At 50.4% G+C, this 23,395-nt stretch carries 20 protein-coding genes; 4 read left to right on the forward strand and 16 right to left on the reverse strand.

Annotated features, from left to right (window positions below; translation table 11 throughout):
• Positions 1-54 precede the first annotated feature (54 nt).
• The gene (locus Q0380_RS04030; RefSeq protein WP_298960444.1) at positions 55-951 is read left to right on the forward strand and encodes a menaquinone biosynthesis family protein; all 897 of its coding nucleotides are present in this window, start codon (positions 55-57) and stop codon (positions 949-951) included.
• A gap of 388 nt (positions 952-1,339) precedes the next feature.
• On the forward strand, positions 1,340-2,131 hold the full coding sequence (locus Q0380_RS04035; RefSeq protein WP_298960447.1) for a UDP-N-acetylmuramate dehydrogenase: 792 nt from the start codon (positions 1,340-1,342) through the stop codon (positions 2,129-2,131).
• A 314-nt stretch (positions 2,132-2,445) separates the two neighbouring features.
• Here the strand turns inward: Q0380_RS04035 and Q0380_RS04040 are convergent, their stop codons facing one another.
• The 16 genes from Q0380_RS04040 to Q0380_RS04115 form a co-directional block, all read right to left on the reverse strand.
• Positions 2,446-2,796, reverse strand: coding sequence for a hypothetical protein (locus Q0380_RS04040; RefSeq protein WP_298960449.1), 351 nt, complete (start codon positions 2,794-2,796; stop codon positions 2,446-2,448).
• 291 nt (positions 2,797-3,087) lie between these two features.
• Entirely contained in the window at positions 3,088-4,611 is a 1,524-nt protein-coding gene (locus Q0380_RS04045) for a phosphatase PAP2/dual specificity phosphatase family protein (RefSeq protein ID WP_298960451.1), read from the reverse strand.
• 966 nt (positions 4,612-5,577) lie between these two features.
• Positions 5,578-7,602, reverse strand: a complete 2,025-nt coding sequence (locus Q0380_RS04050) for a bifunctional alpha/beta hydrolase/class I SAM-dependent methyltransferase (RefSeq protein WP_298960453.1) — start codon at positions 7,600-7,602, stop codon at positions 5,578-5,580.
• Positions 7,603-7,640: 38 nt separating this feature from the next.
• Complete coding sequence (locus Q0380_RS04055) at positions 7,641-8,111, reverse strand: DUF1287 domain-containing protein (protein ID WP_298960455.1); 471 nt, start codon at positions 8,109-8,111, stop codon at positions 7,641-7,643.
• An 89-nt stretch (positions 8,112-8,200) separates the two neighbouring features.
• On the reverse strand, positions 8,201-9,130 hold the full coding sequence (locus Q0380_RS04060; RefSeq protein ID WP_298960457.1) for a phosphatidate cytidylyltransferase: 930 nt from the start codon (positions 9,128-9,130) through the stop codon (positions 8,201-8,203).
• A complete protein-coding gene (locus Q0380_RS04065) occupies positions 9,127-9,489 on the reverse strand; it encodes a hypothetical protein (protein ID WP_298960459.1) in 363 nt (120 codons plus the stop codon). The genes Q0380_RS04060 and Q0380_RS04065 overlap by 4 nt, the downstream gene beginning before the upstream one ends.
• The gene (locus Q0380_RS04070; RefSeq protein WP_298960460.1) at positions 9,470-10,108 is read right to left on the reverse strand and encodes a lysophospholipid acyltransferase family protein; all 639 of its coding nucleotides are present in this window, start codon (positions 10,106-10,108) and stop codon (positions 9,470-9,472) included. Before Q0380_RS04070 ends, Q0380_RS04065 begins: the two co-directional genes overlap by 20 nt.
• 459 nt (positions 10,109-10,567) lie before the next feature.
• Positions 10,568-11,170 carry a CDP-alcohol phosphatidyltransferase family protein gene (locus Q0380_RS04075; protein ID WP_298960462.1) on the reverse strand — a complete coding sequence of 201 codons (603 nt, stop codon included), beginning with the start codon at positions 11,168-11,170 and terminating at the stop codon, positions 10,568-10,570.
• A gap of 517 nt (positions 11,171-11,687) precedes the next feature.
• Positions 11,688-12,719, reverse strand: coding sequence for a DUF3137 domain-containing protein (locus Q0380_RS04080; protein WP_298960464.1), 1,032 nt, complete (start codon positions 12,717-12,719; stop codon positions 11,688-11,690).
• Positions 12,720-12,858: 139 nt separating this feature from the next.
• A complete protein-coding gene (gene purN / locus Q0380_RS04085; RefSeq protein WP_298960465.1) occupies positions 12,859-13,437 on the reverse strand; it encodes a phosphoribosylglycinamide formyltransferase in 579 nt (192 codons plus the stop codon).
• Positions 13,428-15,074: an NAD(P)H-hydrate dehydratase gene (locus Q0380_RS04090; protein ID WP_298960468.1), complete on the reverse strand. Its 1,647-nt coding sequence runs from the start codon at positions 15,072-15,074 to the stop codon at positions 13,428-13,430. Before Q0380_RS04090 ends, purN begins: the two co-directional genes overlap by 10 nt.
• A complete protein-coding gene (locus tag Q0380_RS04095) occupies positions 15,071-16,588 on the reverse strand; it encodes a YifB family Mg chelatase-like AAA ATPase (protein WP_298960470.1) in 1,518 nt (505 codons plus the stop codon). The genes Q0380_RS04090 and Q0380_RS04095 overlap by 4 nt, the downstream gene beginning before the upstream one ends.
• Positions 16,585-17,103 (reverse strand): peptide deformylase, encoded by a 519-nt coding sequence (gene def, locus Q0380_RS04100; RefSeq protein WP_298960472.1) that lies wholly within the window; start codon positions 17,101-17,103, stop codon positions 16,585-16,587. The genes Q0380_RS04095 and def overlap by 4 nt, the downstream gene beginning before the upstream one ends.
• Positions 17,104-17,688 (reverse strand): ATP-dependent Clp endopeptidase proteolytic subunit ClpP, encoded by a 585-nt coding sequence (gene clpP / locus Q0380_RS04105; RefSeq protein WP_295150849.1) that lies wholly within the window; start codon positions 17,686-17,688, stop codon positions 17,104-17,106.
• Entirely contained in the window at positions 17,689-19,002 is a 1,314-nt protein-coding gene (gene tig, locus Q0380_RS04110) for a trigger factor (RefSeq protein WP_298960475.1), read from the reverse strand.
• A 156-nt stretch (positions 19,003-19,158) separates the two neighbouring features.
• Positions 19,159-21,309, reverse strand: coding sequence for a TonB-dependent receptor (locus Q0380_RS04115; protein WP_298960478.1), 2,151 nt, complete (start codon positions 21,307-21,309; stop codon positions 19,159-19,161).
• Between the two features lie 187 nt (positions 21,310-21,496).
• Here Q0380_RS04115 and folE point away from each other — a divergent pair, with 187 nt between their 5' ends.
• Positions 21,497-22,081 carry a GTP cyclohydrolase I FolE gene (folE, locus tag Q0380_RS04120; protein ID WP_298960480.1) on the forward strand — a complete coding sequence of 195 codons (585 nt, stop codon included), beginning with the start codon at positions 21,497-21,499 and terminating at the stop codon, positions 22,079-22,081.
• Between the two features lie 111 nt (positions 22,082-22,192).
• Positions 22,193-23,392, forward strand: a complete 1,200-nt coding sequence (locus tag Q0380_RS04125; RefSeq protein ID WP_298960482.1) for a NifS family cysteine desulfurase — start codon at positions 22,193-22,195, stop codon at positions 23,390-23,392.
• Positions 23,393-23,395 lie beyond the last annotated feature (3 nt).

Genomic DNA, 23,395 nt, shown 5'->3' on the forward strand with positions numbered 1-23,395 from the left:
CATTTTGGAATTAGGCCGCGCGCGAAATTTAAAGCGGAGCAAAAAGGATTAAATTTGAAGATTTTTAAGCATATAAACGTCGCTCACTCGCCCGACGCCGACGATATTTTTATGTATAAGGCGATTGATTTCGGTTGGGTTAGTTCAAAAAATCTAAAATTTAGCGCCACGGCGCTTGATATCCAGACGCTAAACGACGAGGCGCTAAAGGGCACTTACGAAGCCGCGGCGATTAGCTTTGCGCTATATCCGCTAATCTGCGACGAATACGCGCTTTTGCGCACGGCGGTGAGCTTCGGCGAAGGCTACGGGCCAAAGCTAGTTAAGAAAAAGGGTGCGGTTTTAAAGCGAAATTTCAAGGTCGCGCTAAGTGGCAAACACACGACCAATGCCCTGCTTTTTCGCATGGCATACCCGCAGGCGCGAATAGTTTATAAAAATTTCCTAGAGATCGAGGGCGCGGTTTTAAGCGGCGAGGTGGACGCGGGCGTGCTGATACATGAAAGCATTCTTGACTTTTCGGACGAGCTTTGCGTGGAGCGCGAGATCTGGGATATCTGGAGCGAGCTAGCGGGCGAAAATCTGCCGCTGCCGCTAGGAGGCATGGCGGTTCGCCGCAGCCTGCCGATAACCGACGCCATCGAGTGCGAGCGCGTGCTAACCGAAGGCGTGCGCATCGCCACCGCGCATAAGCCCTTTTTGTCACACATGCTGATGGAGCGAAATCTCATCCGCGTGGACGACGCAAAGCTCGAAAAATATCTGAGCCTTTATGCCAACGAGACCTCGATCGAGCTTTCGGGGGCACAGATAAGGGCAGTGGATAGGCTGTTTGAGCTTGGCTACGAGCGCGGATTTTACCCTGCGCCGCTTAGTGCGCAGGAGAATTTTATCCCGCGCGAATATAACGAGGTCCGTTTTGCGGACTGCGGCGGGCAAAACCCGATGTAAAGCTGGGCGAGGTTAAAATTTCGCGTAAATTTAACGTCAAACTTGCCGTGATTTTGCCGCCAAGTTCGTTAATCGACCGCGCTGTAGCGCTATTTGTCGCCGCGTAATATGCCACCTCAAATTTACGGCTACGCGGCGATGAAATTTTACACGCGGTGCTACATTGCACGGCTGTATTTTGTGCCGCAGAGTGCGAGCTGCGCGTGTGACGTAGTGCGCCGCTGAAAACGTATCGCAATCGAGCTAAATTAATCGCAGCAGCAGCGCTAAATTTTGAAATAGCGTTTGCGTCTCGCACCGCACCTCGCGGTGGTATCGCTAAATTTTAAAACGATACGGGGCGGGCGGCAAGCGCGAAATTTAGAAATGAAATTTAAAAGGCAAAAATTTGAAAACAAAGCAGATAGATTTTAGCAAATACACCTCCGTGCGCATCGGCGGGAGCTTTGCGGTGCAAATTTTAAAAGACGAGGCCGATTTTGCGGAGTTTGAGAGCATAGCGGGGGGCGCGATCATCGGCGGCGGCAATAATCTGCTTATCTCGCCCGCACCGCCGCACCTTGCGATGCTAAGCGAGGAGTTCGACCGCATAAGCCTAAGCGGAGACGTCCTTAGCATCGGGGCTGCTACAAAGTCGGGCAAAATTTACAACTTCGCCAAAAAGCAGGGTCTCGGCGGCTTTGAGTTTTTGCGTAACATCCCGGGCACGCTCGGCGGGTTAATCAAAATGAATGCGGGGCTTAGCGGCGCTAGCATCAGCGATAGCCTGCTTGCCGTGCGCCTAACGCGCGGCTGGGTGGAGCGCGAGCGGATAAGCTTCGGCTACCGAAGAAGCGGGATCGAGGAGCCGATTTTGGGCGCCGAGTTTAAAATTTCGCGCGGCTTTGATGTCTCGCTCGCCACGGATTTTGCCGCCAAGCGTGCCAACCAGCCAAAGGGAGCTAGCTTTGGGAGCTGCTTTAAAAACCCGCCGAATGACGCCGCGGGCAGGCTGATCGAAGCGGCGGGATTAAAAGGCCACGCGATCGGCGGCGCGAAATTTAGCGAGCAGCACGCCAATTTCATCATAAATTTCGGCGGCGCGAGCTTTGAGGATGTGATTGCGCTCATAAATTTAGCGCAAAGCCGCGTTTTTGAAGAATTCGGTATCGAACTGGAAACCGAGGTCGTGGTGCTATAAAAGAAAATTCGTATATTTTGCCCCCGACTAAACTTACTCGGTCATCCATTCCGTCTTTTTGCACTGGATTTTTTTATGCTTTGAAATTTTAAAATACCGACGAAATCGTCAAATTTAAAAGCGCTCGATACGGTGCGCCGGCGATACTAACCGCTGTTTCATCGCTTAAAATAGTCGCTACAAAAATGGCCCGCAAAAGCAATCAATTTTATCCCGTTTATCTCGCCATGAAAAACAGTTGTTGAATTTTGCGCACCAAACCGATGAGGCCGTCTAAATCGGCATTCCGTAACCGTCTAAGCGGGCAAGCAAATTTAGCTCAGATAGTAACACGCAAAAGCCACAACGGCGACGATAAAAGTAAGCGCGGCCGTTAATTTATATAGCCGCAAAGTTCCCGCGCAGCGACTTTTCATATCGCGGATTTTAGGCGGCTTGCTAGTTAAATTTAGCTCCGCAAGCGCCGCGTCAAATTTGCCGCGATCAAGCCTCCTTTCCGCAAAATCTCTAAAAATCAACGTATCAAAATGCAGCCTAACGTGCAGATAAAATAGCCCCGCAAAAGCCGCAAAAAAGCCCGCAATCACGGCAAAACGCGTAAAAATCGTAAGGCAGACGGCAAGCTGAAGTAAATTTAACAAGAAAAACAGCCTATGCGTCGCCAAAAACCTAGCCGTAATCAGCGCCAAGACTCTGTCGTCCGTCCTTTGGCGCGGTATTCGCGCTCCCCGCCTTGCGCCGCTTTTTCGTTTTGCTCCGCATTAGTCATTTTATCTCCTCATTTTGGGCGTTTGGTTAAATTTTCGTTCGTTTTCGCCGATAAATTTACAATGTCGCTTGTTTCTAGCCTGCAAATTTTTTAAATTTGATCCCTCAAACCGGACTTGATCAAATTTAGCCTGCGCCTATTTCGCGCTTAAATTTGCCGCACTTGCTTTTGCGAATTTGGCCGGTCTTTACTCCGCTTTCGAATTTACGCGGGCTTCTGCGGCTAGCCGCGTTATCCTCTCGCGCAGCGAGCTAGCGACTGCGATCTTTTCGCGGCGAGATTTTAGTAAATTTAGCGCCTCGTCAAAACCCAGCCCCTCGTAAATCACCAGCCAAGCAAGCAGCACCGACGCGCTCCTGCCGTAGCCCAGCGCGCAGCACACCAGCACCTTTTTACCGTTTTGCTCGGCGGCTCGTTCGTTTGAGTCCGCGAGAGTTTGCTCCTCGTCTTTGTTTGCCGAGCCGCACGTTTGCAAATTTACCCGCGAGTCCGCTTGCTCATTAAATTTAAAATCTCGCCCGTGCGCGTAGCCGTTTACTTCTGCACTAAAATTTGATCCCAGCTCCGCCGCTTTTTGCGATAAATTTTCGCCGCCGCAAAGAGCCCTTTTTACGAGCCGCTCAAGCTCGTCCGCGCCGCGTTTTAGCTCGTCCGCACTCGGCGTTATCATATCTAGCATAGGCACGCTCGCGTAAATTTGCGCGCCGCCAGGCCGCTCAAACTCGGCCGCGAGATCTAGCACCGCGTCAAATTTGCCCGCCTGCTTAACCGAGCCTAGATACAGCCCCGGCAAAATCTCGTCTGAAAGTCGGCGTCCGCGCAGCCAAAAAATCGCATTTAACCGCGCTACGCAAAGATAGGGAAAAAGTAAAGCTTTAGCAGCGGCGGCGTGACGGCCTTGCCCGTTTTTAGCAAAAACCCGCGCGCCCAAAAAGGTATAACCGCAAGCAACCAGCGCGAAACTAAGGCTCGCCCACGATAGCCACAGCATCCACGCGCCCCAAATTTTAGCCCCCAAAATCGCCGTAAAAAGCGTCATAAACGCAAGCCCTAGATATAGCGCCGCCCATTTGTAGCGAGCGGACTCCCTAGCCATGGCAAATCTAAGCGGCGCGCTCTCTAGCGGACGAATCAGTAGCACGAGGCAGCCTGCGGCCAGCCCCGTAGGAATGTCGATAAAATGATGCTGATACGTGGTCAGCACGCTAAGGCCGATGAGCGCAAACCACGCGACAAGCGCCGCCTTAAGCCAAACCGAGCGCGCCTTGCGAAGGTAAAATGCACCCACCACGACGCAAAGTATGATGTGCAGCGACGGAGCTTGATTAAACGGGAGGTCAAAGGCGGCGAGGCTTGAGAACAAAAAGCCGCTAAGGCCTGAAACTGCGGGCTTTTCCCACGACATTTGCAGAGGAAAAGCGATAAAAAATAGCGTTGCGATCACCTGCGCGGCGAGTAGCTGCGTGACGTAACGCGCGAGCTCCCTGGCGTCACGGCAGAGGAAAAATCCAAGCGCGTAGAGTAAATTTAGCGACCAATACGGCACGATGCTCCACGCCCAAAACGGCAGCGCGCGCTCCCACGCGAAATAGATCTCGGGCACGTTTGCGCGAGCACTCGCGAGGGCGTTCGTGGCGCCGTAGCTAGCGTAAAATATCGCCGCAACGACGACTAGCGCGGCAAGCTGCGATAAAAACTGTTTTGTTTTCACTTTTGCCTTTTTTGCTAATTCTATCAAATTTTAGCGGATTTGCGCCTTCATGACTTAATCGTCCGAGATCGCTCGCTTGACGTAAAAGGCGTAAAAGCGTAAAATTTACTCACCGAGGCCTGAATCTTTAAAATGTTAAATTTGGTTTGGTTAAATTTAGTATTGCGCATTAAATTTACTCTTTCTTGTTAAGGGGGGAGGGGCTTGAATTACGAAGTCGCTCCCTTCCCCCTTAACGATCCCCCAACCCCTACGACGTGAGAGGTTGCTGCACTGCGTGCAGGTTTAAATTTGGCGCTACCGCGCCGCACGTTTTTTAGTTTAACATTTTTGAGATGCGGGTCTCGGCGACTCAAATTTGAAGCCGAAATTTGTAAATTTTACTCACCCAGACCTGTATCTTTAAGATACTAAATTTAAATTAGTCAAATTTAGTTAGATTCTTTTCGTAAAAAATAACCGTTTGAGGTTGTTTTTTACTTTATTGTAAAGGGGGCGGGGCTTAAAATGCGCTCTGCTAGCAGCTCTCAAAGAGAGTGCGTCCTAGCAGTAGCAAACGAAGTGCAGCTAAGCACAAGGCGAGGCAAAGCCGAAGCAAAAGAGCTCCCTTTTGTATCCGCCTTTCTCTTTTTCTTGGGTGGCGGAAGGGGTTTCTGCTTACGAAGCATCGCCCCTTCCGCCCCCAAACCCCCACCATACCCACTGCACGTGAGATATTGCTGCACTGCGTGCAGGTTTATCTGGCGCTAACGCGCTGCGTGTTCAAATTTACGCTTTCACGATGCGGGTCTCGGTCGGTAAAATTTGCAAATTTGACCCCAAATTTGAGCGTAAAACGATAAGGCGCAGTATTTTTTCTTTAGACGAGGCGGAAACGACGGAGGCCAGAGAGCGGACTAGTCGTCCGTGACCGAAGCCGACCGAGTTTCTAACGAAGTAGAAAGGAAAAAGACAAGCCGCAAAAGACTAAATTTTAACGGCCAAACTCACGCTAAATATCCCATCCCCATCTATCCACTCTCTTACTTTCTTAAATCCCGCCTTTGCCACGAGCTGATCCATCTCGGCCTGGCTGCGGCGGCGCATGATCCATGCCGCACCCTGCCTGTGACTAGATAGAGCGCGCGCGATCATCTCAAGCTGCGGATGCCACGGCTGATTGGTGTAGATGAGGTAGCCGCCGCTTCTTACGCTACTTGAAAAACCTTGCAGAGCGGTGCGCACGACCGAGTTATCCGCAAAGAGCTCAAACAGCCCCGACACGACGCCTAGCGTATATGCGTCCTGCAGACCCTCGTAGCTAGCGGCTTCGAACGCATTTGCCTGCGTAAAGCTCGCGACATCCTCTAGCCCGCGCTCCTTTATCATTTCGCTGCCGGCTTTTACGTTTATGTCGCTGTAGTCGCGTAGCGTTATGCGCTCAAATTTATGCCCCTGCGCGGCGTCTAGTATGTATCTGCCGTGTCCCGAGGCGATGTCTAGCAGTCGTAGCGGCTCGCCCCGCTCCTGCAGTTTTACGACGGCCTGATCGATGGCTAGCTTGATATTTCGCTTGCGCTCTCTGATGCCGCGCCAGCCGATGGCGTTTAGGTAAAATTTGTCGATAAATTTGAAAAATTTATTCGCCCCTTGCGGCTCGTTTCGGTAGACATAGTCAAGCGTACTGCCGCTATCGTAGCCGGTATTTTCGCCGATCTTTAGCCCGCCGACCCACGGCGAAACCGCCTGCATAAATATCCGCTGAAATTTAAATCGCAAATTTTTTGGGCTAAGTCTCGGTAGCGGCGTAGCTAGCCTATCGGCCTCCTCGCGGCTAAAGCCGTATTCGTCCGCGTGCGTGCAGTCCACCTCGCTAAAAGGCGCTCTAAAGCGCTCGCCGACGAACTCGCGCACGATCTCAAACGCCCTCTCCCGCTCGCTTTCACCCAGCGTATCGTGGTAAAATCCCTCTAGAACCTCGCGCCTTTTTACGCGGGCGCCAAGAGCGTTGTAAAACTCGTGCTGCGGGGCGTGCTCCACGACCCAGTCATCGCCCGAGATCAGCAGCAGCGTAGGTGTCGTGATCGCGGCGGCGTCGGAAACCACGCGCTGCGCCGCTTCGTAAAGCCCCAGCAGTATGCGCACCGAGATCGCGCGAGTAATGAGCGAGTCGGCATCGTAGCTGGCCTGGCGCTCCTTGTCGTGCGTGAGATAGTGCGCCTTGACGTAGCTGTTTATGAAAAAATTTCCGCGCGAGGAGTAGAGCGCCTTTAGCCCAGCTCTAGCAAATGGTACGTAAAGCTTCACGCTAAACGCGGGACTTGCCAGCACCGCGCAGCGAACGCGCGGAGCGTAGTCGTGCAACCACGCCGAGACCAGCACCGCGCCCACGCTCTGGGCTATCACGGCTAGATTTTGCGTCTCAAAGCCAAATCTCTGCTCGATGTGCGCCACAAACTCGTCCACGTCGGCAATGAGGCGGCCGATACTTGGCGCGTCGCCCCGCTCGCCCTCGCTCCTGCCGTGTCCGCGCTGATCCCAGGCAAAATAGCTAAAACTCTCATCCGCTAGCCCGTCCGCTACATGCGTCGTCCTGCCCGAGTGCTCGTGCCCACGGTGAAATATCGCTACGGCTTTGGCGTTTGGCGCGACTTTAAATTTGAGATTTTGCTCGGCGTTTTCGCTCAAATTTGACGCAGCGCATTTGCCCGTTTCGTTTAAATTTGAGTCAGGGTTTTCGCCGCCGTTTGGTAAATTTTGCTCGCCCGATTTACCTTCGCCGCTTAAATTTAGCTTCATACTTCCATCCGCGCCGCCTATTTGCTCGCTAGTCAAATTTGACGTTTCGCTTGCGGCCCCGGCGCTTAAATTTGACCCGTCAAATTTTCCGTCCTCGCTCAAATTTACTTCATTTGCGCCCGGATTTTCGCACGCCACGTCCGCGGCCAGGCGGTATCTGTAAAATATCCTCGCCCCATCGCTTGTTATAAAATAGCTCTCTTTAAACTCCATTTTTTGCCTTTCTTACTTAAATTTATTGGTTTTTACGCTTATTTTATCCTAAAATGCCCCGTTATCTCGTAACCCTTTAGCACGTCCTCCTCCTGCGCGCCAAGCCCGATGTTGTGGATCACGAGCGGGGTTTTGCTAGCGGCAAATTTATCCGAAACTATGCCGATATACGGCCTGCCGTTATCCAGCCGCCACGTCACGATATCACCGGCTTTAAACTCACCCTTCGCCTCGTAGCCTTTGCGTTTTAAATAGGTCGCGATGTTTGGCACGCGGCGATGATCGATATTTTTGTCGGTCTTTTTCGCGCCCCAGTTTTTTGGATAGGCGCTAAAATTTGCGCTCATATCCTCGTGGATGAGCCGCTGCAGATCGATATCCTGTCCGCGCAGCGCCATTACCACGACGTCGGTGCAAACGCCCTTCATCATATCCACGTCGCCCATCGGATAGGCTAGCCTCTCGTACGAAGGATCATAAAACAGTCCGTCCGACCTGCACTCTAGCATCCTGCACGAGCTTTTCGGCCGAAAATGCAAAGGCAAAATTTGCCGCGAGCGCTAAAAGTAAAATTTTGCTCCAAATTTTCATCAAAACCTCACGCGTAAAAATATCTAACTATGTGAAAAAATATCGGCGCCGCAAAGCACAGCGAGTCCATACGGTCAAGCATCCCGCCATGCCCGCTGATCATGTAGCCCCAGTCTTTGACGCCTAGATCGCGCTTGATCGCAGACATAACAAGCCCTCCTAAAAAGCCCATCATACAAACGGCAAGCCCGATGAAAAACGCCCCTACCGCGCCAAAAGGCGTGAGATGATGCAGGCACGCGGCCAGCGCGCTAGCGCTAAGAACCCCTCCCGCAAAGCCGACCACCGTCTTAGACGGACTGATGCTAGGCGCGATCTTGCGCTTGCCAAAAAGCTTACCCCAGACGTACTGCAGCACGTCGCTAGCCTGCACGACTATGATCAAAAACAGCATAAGCTCCATGCTGCTACCACTCTCAAGGTCTAGTAAAAGAAGCGCAGGGATGTGCGAGATACAAAACACGCAGATCATCAGTGCCCACTGGATCTTTGTCGAGCGCTCTAAAAAATAGGCCGCATCTCCGCAAATAGCGGCCAAAATCGGCAAAAATAAAAATCCGTAAACCGGGATAAATATCATCGCCATCGCGTACCAATCAGCATATATAAATATATACTGCGCGGGCAAAATCACGTAAAAGCACGCCACGAGCGCGATGTGATCGCCTCTGCGGATGTAGATGAGCGACAAAAACTCGCGCAATGCGGCAAAAGATACGAGCAAAAACAAAAATATCACGGCGTTTTTGCCCATATACGTAAACGCAAAAATCACCAAAATCATCGCCCACCAGGCGTTTATGCGCGAGGTCAAATTTGCAATAGTTTTGTTCTCGGCGCCGAATTTCGCCTTTAGCATAAAGGCAATGGCGCTAGAGACGACTAGCACCGCGATGAGTCCTAAAAATAGATTTAAGATATGATTTTGCGGGTTCATTTTAGTGCCTTTTGGTTAAATTTAAAGCTAAATTTGACGTCTGTTTCGCATGCCGCCGAACGAGTCAAATTTACGCGCATTTGGTTTGCCCTTCGGGTCGCTTGCTTGATTAAATTTGCTAGCGAAAAAAGCTCGAGCTTTGGGCTCGCGCTTGGGTCAAATTTGATTTGCGGCGAGGCAAGCGTTTTGACTTGGGCTTTGTTTTTAAATTTGACGCTTTTAGCCGCCGTTTTAGAAAGCTCGCCGTCAAATTTGTCGTAAAAATCGGTCGCAAATTTTCCCGTCTTGCGTGGCGAATTTATAGGACTCAAATTTACCGCTCTCGCCAAAACCGCCTCTCTAGGCTTTCGTTCTATCATTTTGCGTATCGCTCATCGCTAGAAGCGCATCCTGCGCCTTTTGCAAAAACTCGCTCTTGCCCTCGCCGCCGTAGGTTATCTCCTCGCCTACTATCAGCTCGCAAAGCAGCGGGATCGGTATCATAAAGCCCTTGGGCAGGACGTTGCGCGCGTTTTTGATCCATACGGGCACGAGCGGGACGTCAGGACACTGCTGCGCCAGGCGAAATATCCCGCTTTTAAACGGCTGTAGCGCTAGATCGTCGTCCATCTTGCGCGTGCCTTCCGGAAAGATGATGAGAGAGTGTGTCTGCAGCGCTTCGCTCATTTGCGTTAACGCTTCTAGCGGATCTTTATGGCGGCTGATTAGAACCATGTTAAACACGTTTTTAGCAAGAAACCTACGCACAGGCCCGCTCTCCCAGTACTCCGCAGCCGCGACGGGGCGCACGCGCTTTCTCGCGCGGTAAGGCAGCGATACGAAAATCAGCAAAAAATCGCCGTGGCTAGCGTGGTTTGCGTAGTAAATTTTAGTACCGTCGCCGATGTTTAAAAGCTCCTGCGGCGGCCGTACGCCCGTGATAAATATAGTAATACGGCAAAGGATAAAATCAAGCGCGGCCGCTAAAAAATTTTTCATCTTGTATCCTTTTACTCTTTTGTTTTTCAAATTCATTTTTTGTGACGCCCTCAATTTTACGATTGCGTGCGGCAAATGAGCTTCTTGCCCATCTCGCTGAAAACGAGCTAGACATAAATTTGAGGCGATTAAAGCTGATACGGTTTTAAGTAATGCCTACAATTTGCCGCTTTTGCTACTTGCCTTTGATTTCGCCGACTTTGATAAAACGCTCGAAATTAACTAAGCGCATTTTGCGGGCCGCGTCTTTTAAAACGTCTAAATTAAGCGGACAAATTCGCCTTGATATTTTATCCTCGTCTCAAAAAATCTCGTAAATTTAAACAAGTCCAAATTTATAACGATTACGTGCCCGCGCCGAGGCGAGCTTAAAACTTTTGCAATTATATCAAATTTAGACAAATTTACCTTGCGTAGATTTTGGAGATAGCTATTAAATTTATCCTCGTCCGAGGCTCCTTATTCCCCGCTTTTTAGTCCCATCCTCACGCGGTTTGCGCAAGTAAGCGCAAGCAAAAATATCGCGGCGTAAAGTACCCAGCTAAACCACTCTGGCAGTCGCCCAGATAGCGCATATACCGTACCGATAAGCCCAAATATAAACGCGCGGTCGCTCTTGCCCATAGGCCCGTCATATCGCCTACCACAACCGTGCACCTGCCCTAGAACGCCTAAAAACTCACTCATAAAAGATAGAAAGATAACGAGCGTGATAACGCCCCAGTCAAACGGCGCTACGAAGGCAAACGGCAGATACAGCGCGGCGTCCGAGATGACGTCCGTAGCTTCGTTTAGGTAGCCGCCCAGCGGGCTTTTTTGATTAAACTCGCGAGCCAGCATGCCGTCGATGGCATTTAGCGCCATACGCAAAAACATCCAAGCGGGCAGCAGAAAAAATAGCGTCGAAACTTCGGCGAATTTTATCAGAAGTCCGCCCAGCAGAACGGAAATGACGCAGGCTGTGATCGTGACTTGATTTGCGCTGATGCCCGCGCCGTAAAGCCGTCTTACTAACGGACGAAGTAAATTTTGAAATTTGGGCTTTAACTCGTAAATCGTCATAAGGACTCCGAAAATTTGATTTTCGTATTGTCGCTTAAAAATGCTTGGAGGCAGATTAAATGTGTAGCCGGCTTTTTGTATGAGCTTTTTAATCGTCGATTTTTAAAAGCGTTAGGATAGCGAAATAAACATGAAAATATGAGTAAAGTATCTTTTCTATCGTTGCCGCGATGGCACTCAATTTTTTTGGTGCGGGCTCGCGACGGTAAAAGTAGTGTTTGCGGCACGATGATAGGCAGCGTGGTAATCTCCATTATGGAAAGCGTACGGCGCAATCATCGCCATATCAGTATCCATCTTTGCTCAATTCCTCTATGCGGGCCGCAAAAATTTATAAACCGCATGGGATTTCATCGCGATAGATTTCAAACTTCGCTCTCCGCCGCAAATGTAACAGACCTTGTCGCGAAAATTCTAAATCATAGCGGCGCCGAGCCGGGAAGAGTACTTTTAAATTTTAAAATTCCGCGGCGGTGCAAAGCCTCTGTATTTGCGGATTTAAGGTCAAATTTAAAATTTAATCTCGCCAGATATTTTCGTTTAATTTTAGACTTTTTACTATGGATAGAAAGAATAAAAGCTCGTGCTTGATAGACGCGGCGGGATCGAAACTAAGTACGCTGCGATCCACGCTAGGCTCGAAACTATCGTATCCCGTGCGGATGAAAATATAGACGTTTCTACCCGAAAAGCTTAATCTGATCGGTCCGCCGGCACCGCTTCTAAAGCGAAGCATAAAGGCGGGCGTGAGGGCGTACATTGCAGACACGGCATCGGCGCTATATACGCTAAACGCGGAGCTAAACTCGCTATCGTCCATCGCGATCTTCTTAAGTCCGCCAAGTGTTGGCCTTTCGCTAAGCAGGGGCAGGATCACCGCCACCGAGTTTACGCGCTTTTTAAATTCCGCGTAGAAAAAGATCCCCCTGCTGCTACGTCGTTCGTCAGTATGAGTCACGCAAACATCCGCAAAGCTGAAAAATACTCCGTCATAAACGCCGGAAATTTTATCTTCGCAATCAAAATAGCTTATGCCGTCCACAAATAGACCGCTTGCGCGCAAATACGCCGGCCTAAACGAGCCTGAAATTTCATAGCGGTAGCCTAGGCTTGCGATATAGGGCGCGATATATTGGTGTTTAAAGGCGAGGACGGATTTTTTGGATCTGTTGTATTTGATCCGCTCCAGCGCGGCACCCGCGATATTAAACAAAGAAAGACAGATGGTTACGAGTGCGATGACGAAGCGCAAGGCATCATTCTTGCATATTTCTACGCCTTTGGCAAGTATCCTCAGCAAGATGCAAAAGATAAATACTCGCATTATATTTGTATCTTTATTCACTACTCTATAAGAGATGCTGCCGCAGCTAAATGCCACTATGATCCAGCAGAGAACCATTGCTGCGTTTTGATCTCTAAAATTGAAAAATAGCCACAGCGCCGAGGCTAGCACCGCTAGTACTATTATCGAAAACGCCATGCCTTTGTGCTGCTCCGCCTCATCCAGGATGCTAAGTCTTAGTTTTTCCAGTTCGTTTGCGGTCATCTTTCTCTTTCTAAATTTATCGAAGCAAATTTTAAAGCTTAGCCTCGAACCGCTCCTAAATTTAAAGGACTAAGCTTTAAATTTAAAAAATTCCGCGGAACTTCGCTCTTTAAATTTAGCGCGAATCTCTGCGCTAAATTTAGCTTTGGCACAAAATTTCTACGATCACCTGCGGTAATAGCTCATGTTCGATCTCGTGGATTTTGGCCTCGTAAGCCTCAAAGCTCATTCCTGCGCTCTTTTCAAACGCGCGCTGAGCGATGATCGCACCGCCGTCAAGCTCCTCGCTAACCCAGTGCACGCTCACGCCGCCCACCTTCATATCGCTCTCAAAGCTCTGCTCTATCGCGTGCGCGCCCTTAAAGAGCGGCAGCAGCGATGGGTGCAAATTTATCGCGCGAATCTGCCCCGTAAAAACGGGCGTGAGAATGCGCATAAAGCCCGCAAGCACCGTAAGTTCCGCGCCGCTTTTTTCGATCTTGCGCACGAGGGCGGCGTCGAATTCCTCACGGCTAGCGAAGTCTTTGTAATTTAGGATCACGCTTTGAAGCCCGAATTTCGCGGCCTTTGCTATGCCTCCCGCGTCCGCTTTGTTGCTTAGCGTTAGCACGACCTCGATCTTAGTTTCGCCAAAAACCTTGCCGTGTAGCTTCTGCAGGATCGCCTCCAAATTTGAGCCGCTACCGCTAAAAAGCACGGCGAGCTTTTTCACAACCATTTTACCTCCTCGATGAGATCGAGCGGATTTAGTGCGTAGGAGTTTTTGGCGAAGGCTCGCGCGGCGAGTGCGTGGGCTAGGACGCCGCAGATTGAGGCTTGCAGAGGCGAGTAGTCTTGCGCGAGCAGCCCGCCGATGAGCCCTGCGAGTACGTCGCCGCTGCCGCCTTTTGCGAGCGCGGCGCTTCCCTTGTCGCAGACATAAATGACGCCAGCTTGCGCGATGAGCGTGTTTGCGCCCTTTAACACGAGTACGCCGCTAAATTTCTCGCTCCATGCCCGCGCAAGCTCGAAGCGCCGCTCTTGCAGCTCGCTCACGCTAAGATCTGCGATGCCCGCGATCTTTAAAAGCGAGCAGAACTCCTTCGGATGGGGCGTTATGATTAAATTTGAATTGGCGTTTAGCAGGCTTAAAATTTCGCTCTCGTAGCACAGATCGGCGTCGATGACGCAGCTTTTGCCCCGCAGCGCGGCAAGATCGATCTTCCGCTCCCCCAGCCCGCAGCCGCAGACTACGACCCGCGCGGCATCAAATGAGCTTTTTTGCATCAAAATCGGGCTTAAATTTAATGGCCCCTCACTAACGACGCTAACGAGCCCGCTGCCGATCGCGTGAGCCGCTAGGGCCGCCATCTGTGCCGCTCCGCTCATCTGTCCGCTTACGACGTAGGTGTGCCCGAAGTCGCCCTTGTTGGTGTTTTGTTTCGTGCGCAGCGGCAGCTTCAGATCGCTTTTTTGAAGCAGAAAATATTCGCTCTCCTTTTCAAAATTTGAGCGCGAAATTCCAAGATTTGCGACCTTGATCCGCCCTGCGCAATCCTTTGCCGCATCCGAAAATAGCGCGAGCTTCAGCGCTCCCATCGCGATCGTCAGATCCGCGCAAAATGCACCGCCTAAAATGCGCCCGCTCTTATCAATGCCGCTTGGGATATCGACTGCGATTTTTAGGGATTTCGTGCCGTTTGCGAGAGATAAAATTTCACAAATTTCAGAGCTTAAGGCTTTGTTTAAACCGCTGCCGAAAATCCCGTCGATTATGCAATCTGCGTTTGTAATCTCATCGTGCAGGACGCTCGGCTCGCCGCATTCGCTGCCTAGATTGCTGCATTCGTCGCCGCGCGCCGCGATCTCAAATTTGGCGCTCGTAAATTTCGCGCTTAATTTATCGCCGTCACAAGAAATGTCCGTGCCGCTTAGGCTTTCGCGCTCTTCCCGCGGCTCGCTCGCGCCAGTGCCTTTTAAAGAGGAGCCGCCTACGCTTTCATGCGCGCAAGCATCCTTGCTAGACGCGCTGCCTACATGCTTGCAATCGTCTTTTGCGCTTGCGATATCGATAAGCCTAACGCCCGCAGCCCGCGCCGCATCAGTTTGGAATTTACTCTCCGCGCTTCTGTTTTGAAGCACGCAAAGCGCGGTGCAGCTAAAATCGCCGCTTAGCTTTCGCAGTGCCGCCATCGCGTCCGCACCGTTGTTTCCGCCGCCGCAAAGCGCCAAAATGCGCGAACCCTTTTTGAGCCGCTTTCTGATCTCGCGCTCGATCCTGCCTGCGGCGTTTTCCATTAAAATTTGCTCACTCAGTCCAAATTTTGCACTCGCTCGCGCGTCGAGCTCCTCGGTGCTAAAGAAAATTTTTTTCAAATTTCGCTCCTTATGCGAAAGCTAAGAGCCTCCAAAATATGCGCCTTGACGATGATTTCGGCGCCTGCTAGATCGGCGATGGTGCGCGCGAGCTTTAGCGTCTTATTCACACCGCGCTGCGAAAGGTCGTAGCGGGTGATCGCCGTTTGCAAAACCTCCCGCGCAGCGCTTTCGCAGATACAAAATTTTTCAGTTTCCTCGTCGCGCAGCTTTGCGTTTAGCTCGCTCTGTCCGCGAGCCTTTTGCGCGCGAAACGCCTGCAGCACCGCATCTGCCATCTCCTCGCTGCAAACGTCGCTTCTGTCGTCCGCGCCGGTCTCGTCCATCGCGACGTATATGTCGATGCGATCGAGCAGGGGCGCAGAGATCGTGTTTTTGTAGCGCCTGATGTCATTTAGCGAGCAGGTGCAGGTGAGGTTTTTGGAGAATAGATTTCCGCACGGGCAGGGGTTTTGCGCCGCGACGAAGATAAATTTCGTCTGGTATTCGACCTTGGAATTTACGCGCGAAATCAAAATTCTATTATCCTCCAGCGGCTCGCGCAGGCTTTCTAAAATTTGCTTGCCGAAGTGCGGCAGCTCGTCGAAAAACAGCTCGCCGCCGTTTGCAAGCGCGACCTCGCCGATCTTTGCGCCGCTACTGCCGCCGCCGAAAATTGAGCTGCGCGTGCTGGTGTGGTGCGGTGAGCGGAAGGGGCGCAGCGCGCTAAAATCGACGTCTTTGTTATTTAGCGACTCGTAGGCGCACGAGAGTAGCACTTCGCCCAGGCTCTGCGGCGGCAGAATTCTGGCTATCCGCTTGGCGCACATGCTTTTGCCGCAGCCGGGACTGCCCTCAAAGAGGATATTGTGCATGCCGCACGCAGCGATCAGGCTTGCGCGCTTGGCGCGCTTCTGTCCTTTGACGTCTTTAAAATCGAGCGAAAAATCGCGGTTGGGGACGTAAGCTTGCCCGTCAATCTCCACTACGTTTTTAAAAAGCGGATGGGTTTCTCGCATGAGTCTGCTTGCGGCGAATTCCTCGTCTAAAAAAAATCTGACCGCGTCGCTTAGGCTACCCACGGCATAAACGTCGTAGTTTGGGATCGTGCAGGCCTTTAGCGCAATACTTTGCGGTACCAAAATTTTAGCGCGTCTCACCTTCGTGCTTAAAAAAAGCAGAATCGAAAAGAGGCTCGCCGTGCTCTTTAGGCTGCCGTCTAAACCGAGCTCGCCGAAGACGAAGAAATCGCCGTCGATGCGCTCTTTTTGCAGCGCGATGAGAAGCGCGATCGCAAGATCGAAGTGCGAGCCGTTTTTGGGCGTGTCGGAGGGGGAGAGATTTATGATGATTTTGGACGCGGGAAATTTAAAATTTAGGCTCACAAGCGCCGCTTTTACGCGACTTTCGCTCTCTTTTATCGTAGCTCCCGCAAGACCAACGATATTAAATCCCGGCAGCCCCCGCACGAATGTCGACTCGACCTCTACGGGGATCAGAGCATCCGTGAAGGCAGCGCATTTTAGGGATTTCATTTCGATTTTTCTTTTAGGCTTTTTTTGAATTCTTTATCAAATTTTTTACGTTTATTGTATCCGATGCGCTCGATAAAAAGATGTCCGTCGAGGTGATCCATCTCGTGCTGGATACAGACGGCTAGTAGCTCGCTAGCGTCCATTTGGCGGGTATTGCCGGCGCGGTCTTGAAACTGCACCGTGATAAACTCGGCGCGTGTGACGTCCTCGTAAAAGCCCGGTACCGACAGGCAGCCCTCCTGGTAAACGACCTCGCCTTCCTTTTTTAAAATTTGCGGATTGATGATCTCGATGAGGTCCTTTTTGTCTTGGATTTTTTCCTCATTAGCTAAATTTATAATCAAAGCGCGCACGGGCTTGCCTACCTGGATGGCGGCAAGGCCTATGCCGTTTTTTGCGATCATCGTCTCATACATATCGTCCAAAAGCTTTCCCAGCGCCGCGTCGAATTTAACGACCTCGGTCGATCTTTGATAAAGCTTTTTATTCGGATAGGTAAGGACGTCCAGGATCATCTATTTAAAGCTCTTTTGAAGTACTTGATCGATCAAGCCGTATTGCACGGCATCCTCGGCGCTCATGAAAAAGTCGCGATCGGTGTCCTTTTCGACCTGTGCGAGATCTTTGCCGGAATTTTGCGAAAGGATGTTATTTAAAATTTCTTTCATTCGTAAAATTTCTTTGGCTTGGATCTCGATGTCGGTAGCCTGACCCTGCGCGCCGCCGAGTGGCTGGTGGATCATTATACGCGAGTTTGGAAGCGCGTAGCGTTTGCCTTTGGCTCCGCAGCTTAGCAAAAACGCCCCCATCGACGCTGCTTGCCCGATACAGATCGTGCTTACGTCGGGTTTGATGTAATTCATCGTGTCATAAATGCTAAATCCGCTCGTAACTACGCCGCCCGGGGAATTGATGTATAGATAGATATCCTTATCCGGATCCTCCGCCTCCAAAAACAGAAGCTGCGCGACGATCGAGCTTGCCACTGCGTCGTCGATCTCGCCGCTAAGCATTACGATACGATCTTTTAGCAGCCTCGAGTAGATGTCGTAGCTGCGCTCTCCGCGACTAGTTTGTTCGATAACGTAAGGAATCACCATCTATTCGCCCTTCTCTTCTTTTTTGCCCTGCTTTGAGAAAATATCGTTAAATAGCTTCTCCTCGATAAGTGCCATTTTGACGGCTGGTAGCATGCCGTTGTTGCGGTATCTATTTAGATGCTCCTTCGGATCGGCGCCGTAGGTGTAGGCCTCCATATAGACCGCTTGGACGAGCTCCTGATCGCTCACATCGATATTGCGTTTTTTGGCTAGCTCGTCGATTAGGAATGTCAGTTTGACGCTGTTTTCGGCAGCCTTTCTAAACTCTTCGCGCTTTTTATCCAGGGCGTCTTTGTTGTTTTTAAATTCCTCGATCTGCTCTTTTGAAAAGCCGCTCCAGGCGTTGTTAAACTGCAAATTAATCTCCTGCTCGATGATCGCTTTTGGAAGCGCGAAGTTAAATTTCTCGGCGAGCGCGTCGGCAAATTTAGGCTTTAGATCCTCGTTTATAAGCTTTTGAAGCTTATCGTTTTTGATGCGCTCTTTGATGCGCGCTTCAAATTTCTCCTTGCTCGGCTCTTTCTCGCCCGGAAGCGCTTGCTTTAACTCCTCCTCGCCGAGCTCTTTGGCAGGTTTTTTAGCCTGAATTTCGTGAAGCTTGACTTTAAAGATCGCGTCCTTGCCGGCTAAGCTTTTCGCGCCGTAATCTTGCGGAAATTTAACCGCTACGTCGCGTTCCTCACCCACTCTAAGTCCGATCATACCGTCCTCAAAGCCCGGGATAAATTGATTTGAGCCGATCTGAAGGACGTAATCCTCGGCCTTGCCGCCGTCGAATGGCTTGCCGTCCACGAAGCCTTCGAAGTCGAATTTCGCAAAATCGTCTTTGGCTAGAATTTTTTTGTTGGTCTTAGAAAGCGGAGCGATCATCTGCAAAAATTCCGCTACTTTTTCGTCAATCTCTTTTTGAGTAACGCGCGGGCTGCTAAACTTAGGAATTAGCTCCTCGTACCCCTCGACGCTAACCTCGGGCCTGAAAGAAATTTCGATCTCGACATCGATGTCGCCTTCTTTTTCGTCAAATTTAGAAAAAATCGGCTCAGATAAAATTTCCTCCTGCTTTTTCTTTAAAATTTTAAGAGACTGATCGATCATATCTTTAAGAAGCTCCTGCTTTGCGTCGCCCTCAAGCTGCTTGCCGTATCGCTTCAAAACCACCGCGGTAGGCACTTTGCCCTGTCTAAATCCGTCGATTCTTAGCTGCTTGGAGGCCTTTTTGGCTAGCTCTTCTACTTTTGCTGTGATCTGCTTTGCTTCGATCTTGCTCGCAGCTACCGCATTTGCGGCGTCTTTCATTTTTGCTTTTACTTCCATAAAATTCCTTTAGAAAATTTAAAAATAGCTCGTAATATATCAAAAAATTTCTTATTTAAAGTATAAATTCCTAAAATTTGCCGAGCCTAAGCGGCTCGCAGCTTTTAAATTTTAAAATTTTTAAGAGCCCGCCTTGAAATTTAAAGCGGGCTGAGGCTAAAATTTTACCGATACGTTAAACATAAACTGCCGCGCGTAGCCCATCTGAATAGGTATCACGCTCGTAGTCGTGCCGGTTGAGGATGAGGTATAGTATTTTTTGTCGGTCAAATTTTTGACGTTGAACGAAAAATTCGTATCATAGCCCGAAATTTTAGTATCGTAACTCACGAAGGCGTCATAAACTACGGCGTGAGGCAGCTTAAATGCCGTTCCTGAGGGCACGCTCGGTAGGTTCGTGCGCATATAGTAGGTGTACCACGAGCCGAAGTATCGCGCGCCGCCGCCAAGCCTAAGCCCCTTTGCGCCTAGATGCGCAAAATCGTAGTTGGCAAATAGGCTTGCTTGGTGCTTCGGCGTCGCTTCCAGCGGTTTGCCGATTAGCACCGCAAAAGCGCCGTCGTCCTCGCGTACCCTCGTTTTGGTGTATGCGTAGCTCGCCGACATGCTAAGCCCCTGCGTTACGCGCCCGTTTATATCGAGCTCAAATCCTCGCGAGCGAGCCTTGCCGATCGTCTCGCTTATATTATTTACCGTTCGTAGGATGTTTCTTTTATCGATATTAAACACCGCCGCGCCCGCAGTGACGCGATCGTTTTGAAATTTAGTGCCGAGCTCCACGGATTTGCCTTCCTCCGGCTTTAGATCGCCGCCTATCGCCTCGCCTATGGACATCTGCGGCGTGAAGCTTTGCGCGTAGTTAGTATATACCGACCACTGCGGGCTTAACAGGTACAAAAGCCCGCCCTGATAGGTCGTAGCGGCCTTTTTCTGATCGGTGTTGTTCGGTCCTTGCCAGCTTTGTTTGGCTACTTGATCGTAAAATTCCCTACGCACGCCCAAAGAAAGTATCAGCTCGTCGGTTAAATTTATATTATCTTGCGTGTAAAGACCGATCGTTCTTAGCTTTTGATATTGTATTTTTGGCTCTCTATCGTTCGTTAGGACGGCGCCCGAAGCGGCCTGTCCGGTAAGCATATTGATGCGTCCTGCGGAGCCTTTTAGCGCGCCCGGGCGGTATCTGTAGTAGTTTTTGTAATCCGTGCCGAAAAGGACGTCGTGCTTAAGCGGACCCGTTTCAAATTTGCCGTTTAGCGTGATGCTTGCTGCGTGCGTGCGGTGTATGAAATTATCGTAGTAGTTATACGATCGCGTCGTGCCGGTAAGGCCTTGGGGCGTAAATGGATTGTTCGGACGGACGTAGCCGTATTCGTGCTTGCTGCGCGAGAAAGCGTAGGCGCCTTTTAATATCCAATCCTCGTTAAATTCCTTCTCAAAGCCGAAATCAACCGTATCGAGCTTGCTTTGTAGTTTATTTACCGGCTCGTCGAAGCGGACTTTGCCGCTGCCGTAAATTTTACCCGTACTAGGCACCAAAAACGCGCCGCGATCCACCGGATCGGTAGAGCGGCTATGGGTGTAGCCTAAGCTTATCGAATAATCGTCTCCTTGATACGCAAGCGACGGCGCAAAGAGCGTGTTTTTTATACCGCCGAAGCTTCGCCAATAATCCTTCGCGTAGTAATCGAATATAAATCTATACGCAAAGCCGCTATCTGCGATCGGTCCTGTAGTATCAAATCCCGCGTCCCAATAGTTGCGATTGCCCAGCCCGCCCCAAAGCTCATTTATAAACTCATACTGCGGCTTTTTGGTTACCATGTTTATGACGCCGCCCGGTTGCTGCGCGCCGTAGAGCATGCTCGCGGGTCCTTTTAGAACCTCGACGGATTGAATAGTTTTATTGTAGTTGTGCATCACGGCGCCCGGCACGCCGTTGCGCATAATCGAGCCGTCGCGACCCTCGCCGAAGCCGCGCTTAATGATCGCATCAAAAATATTTCCCGTCGTATTTGCATAGCTTATGCCGCTTACGTTTTGCAGCGATTCGGCTAGGGTCTCTGGCTTTTTGTCCTTTAGATGCTGCTGCGTTACGACATTTACGGTTTGCGGAATTTCTAAAATTCTCTTGGTCGTCTTGCCGATCTCGCTGCGTACGGCGCGGTAGCCGTCGTCGTTATTCGCCCATTCTACGACCTCGATATCACCTAGGTTTTCGCCCGAGGCGGAGCTTGCCGCGGCGTTTTGTTCGGCGCAAGCAAAGGAAAAAAGCGCCAAAGCCGCACCAAAACTCATCTTAAATTTCATTACCGAACTCCTTGTAGATAAAGCTTATCGAAACGGCGGATTTTAAACAAAAATTTCTTAAATTTAAATATATTATCATTAACATAATGAGATTGATAAAATTTCGCGCGAAATTTTAAAATTTATCAGCGTTATAAAAGGGGTTTTTGAGTAATATCGCGCATCGATCTTTAAGGAATTGCTAAAAATGGACGAAAAAAGCCGAGCTAAATTTGAAAACTGCGTGTCGCAGATGCTTGAAATTTTAGGCGAGGATCCGAAGCGAGGCGGGCTCGTAAAAACGCCCGAGCGCGTAGCTAAAGCTTATGAGTTTCTAACTAGCGGCTACGAGCTGGATCCAAAAGAAATTTTAAACGACGCGCTGTTTGAGAGCAGCAACAATGAGATGGTTTTGATAAAAGATATAGAATTTTATAGTCTCTGCGAGCACCATCTGCTGCCGATTATAGGGCGCGCGCACGTCGCGTATATCCCGAATAAAAAGGTCGTGGGGCTTAGCAAAATTCCGCGTATGGTAAATATTTTCGCGCGCAGGCTGCAGATCCAAGAGCAGCTTACCGAGCAGATCGCAAGCGCTATCCAGGAGGTGATCCATCCGCTCGGTGTGGGCGTGGTGCTGCAGGCGCGGCACATGTGTATGGAGATGCGCGGCGTGCAAAAGATCAACTCGACCACGACTACGTCGGCACTGCGAGGGCTTTTTATCAGCCGAAACGACACGCGCAAGGAATTTTTTGATCTAATAAATTCTCCGAAAACTTTTGGTTTTTAAAACGACAAGCGTTAAAGAAAAATTTAGCAATTATGTTATATTATCGTGCGAAATTGATAAAAGAGCGAAATTGTCTGATTAAATTTCAGACAAATTTTAGAAAGGAATTTTATGCAGCGCGTTTATTTAGATAATAACGCCACTACGATGGTCGATCCCGAAGTTTTTGAGGAGATGAAGCCGTTTTTTTGTGATAAATACGGCAATCCAAATTCCCTTCACAGCTTCGGCAGCGAGACTCACCCCGCGCTAAGAGCCGCAATGGATAGGCTCTATGCGGGGCTTGGCGCTGCGGATGCGGACGACATCGTCATCACAAGCTGTGCGACCGAGAGCAATAACTGGGTTTTAAAAGGAATTTACTACGATAAAATTCTAACCGGCGAGAAGGACAATATCGTTATAAGCTCCGTCGAGCACCCCGCAATCAGCGCGACCTGTGCTTTTTTAGAAAAAATTTGCGGCGTAAAGATCACCCGCCTCGGCGTCGATAAAAACGGGCAGATCGATCTTGACGAGCTTGCCGAAAAAATTAACGACAAGACCGCGCTTGTTAGCGTGATGTGGGCAAATAACGAAACCGGCACGATCTTCCCCGTTAAACAGATCGCGCGTATCGCACACGAACGCGGTGCGCTATATCACGCCGACGCGGTGCAGGCCGTAGGCAAGATAAAGGTAAACGTGCGCGATGCCGACGTGGATTTTTTAAGCCTTTCCGGGCATAAATTTCACGCTCCAAAGGGCGTCGGCGCGCTTTATATCAAAGATAGCAAGCCGCTTACAAGCCTGCTTCACGGCGGCGAGCACATGGGCGGACGCCGCAGCGGCACGCTAAATGTCGCGGGAATAGTGGGGCTCGGCAAAGCTTTGGAGCTAGCGAATAAATTTATGGATTTTGAGCGCACTCAAGTAAGCAGGCTGCGCGATAAGCTGGAGGATGCGCTTTTGCAAATTCCAAACGTCAGCGTCGTGGGCGACCGTAGCATTCGCGTGCCAAACACCATCCTCGCCTCGATCCAAGGCGTCGAAGGAGAGGCGATGCTGTGGGATCTAAATAAAGCTGGTATCGCCGCTTCTACAGGCTCTGCGTGTGCGAGCGAGGCGCTCGAGAATAACCCGATAATGGAGGCGATCGGCGCGGATAAGGAGCTGGCGCATACGGCGTTAAGGCTTTCGCTGTCGCGCTTTACGACGGAGGCGGAGATCGATTATGCGATCGAACATATTGGTAAGGCTATCGCCCGTTTGCGCGGCATTTCAAGCACGTTTGCTTACGCGCCGCAAGGTTATGAGAAAAATAAAGGATAAAAA

Source organism: uncultured Campylobacter sp., from assembly GCF_937959485.1.
Taxonomy (GTDB): domain Bacteria; phylum Campylobacterota; class Campylobacteria; order Campylobacterales; family Campylobacteraceae; genus Campylobacter_B.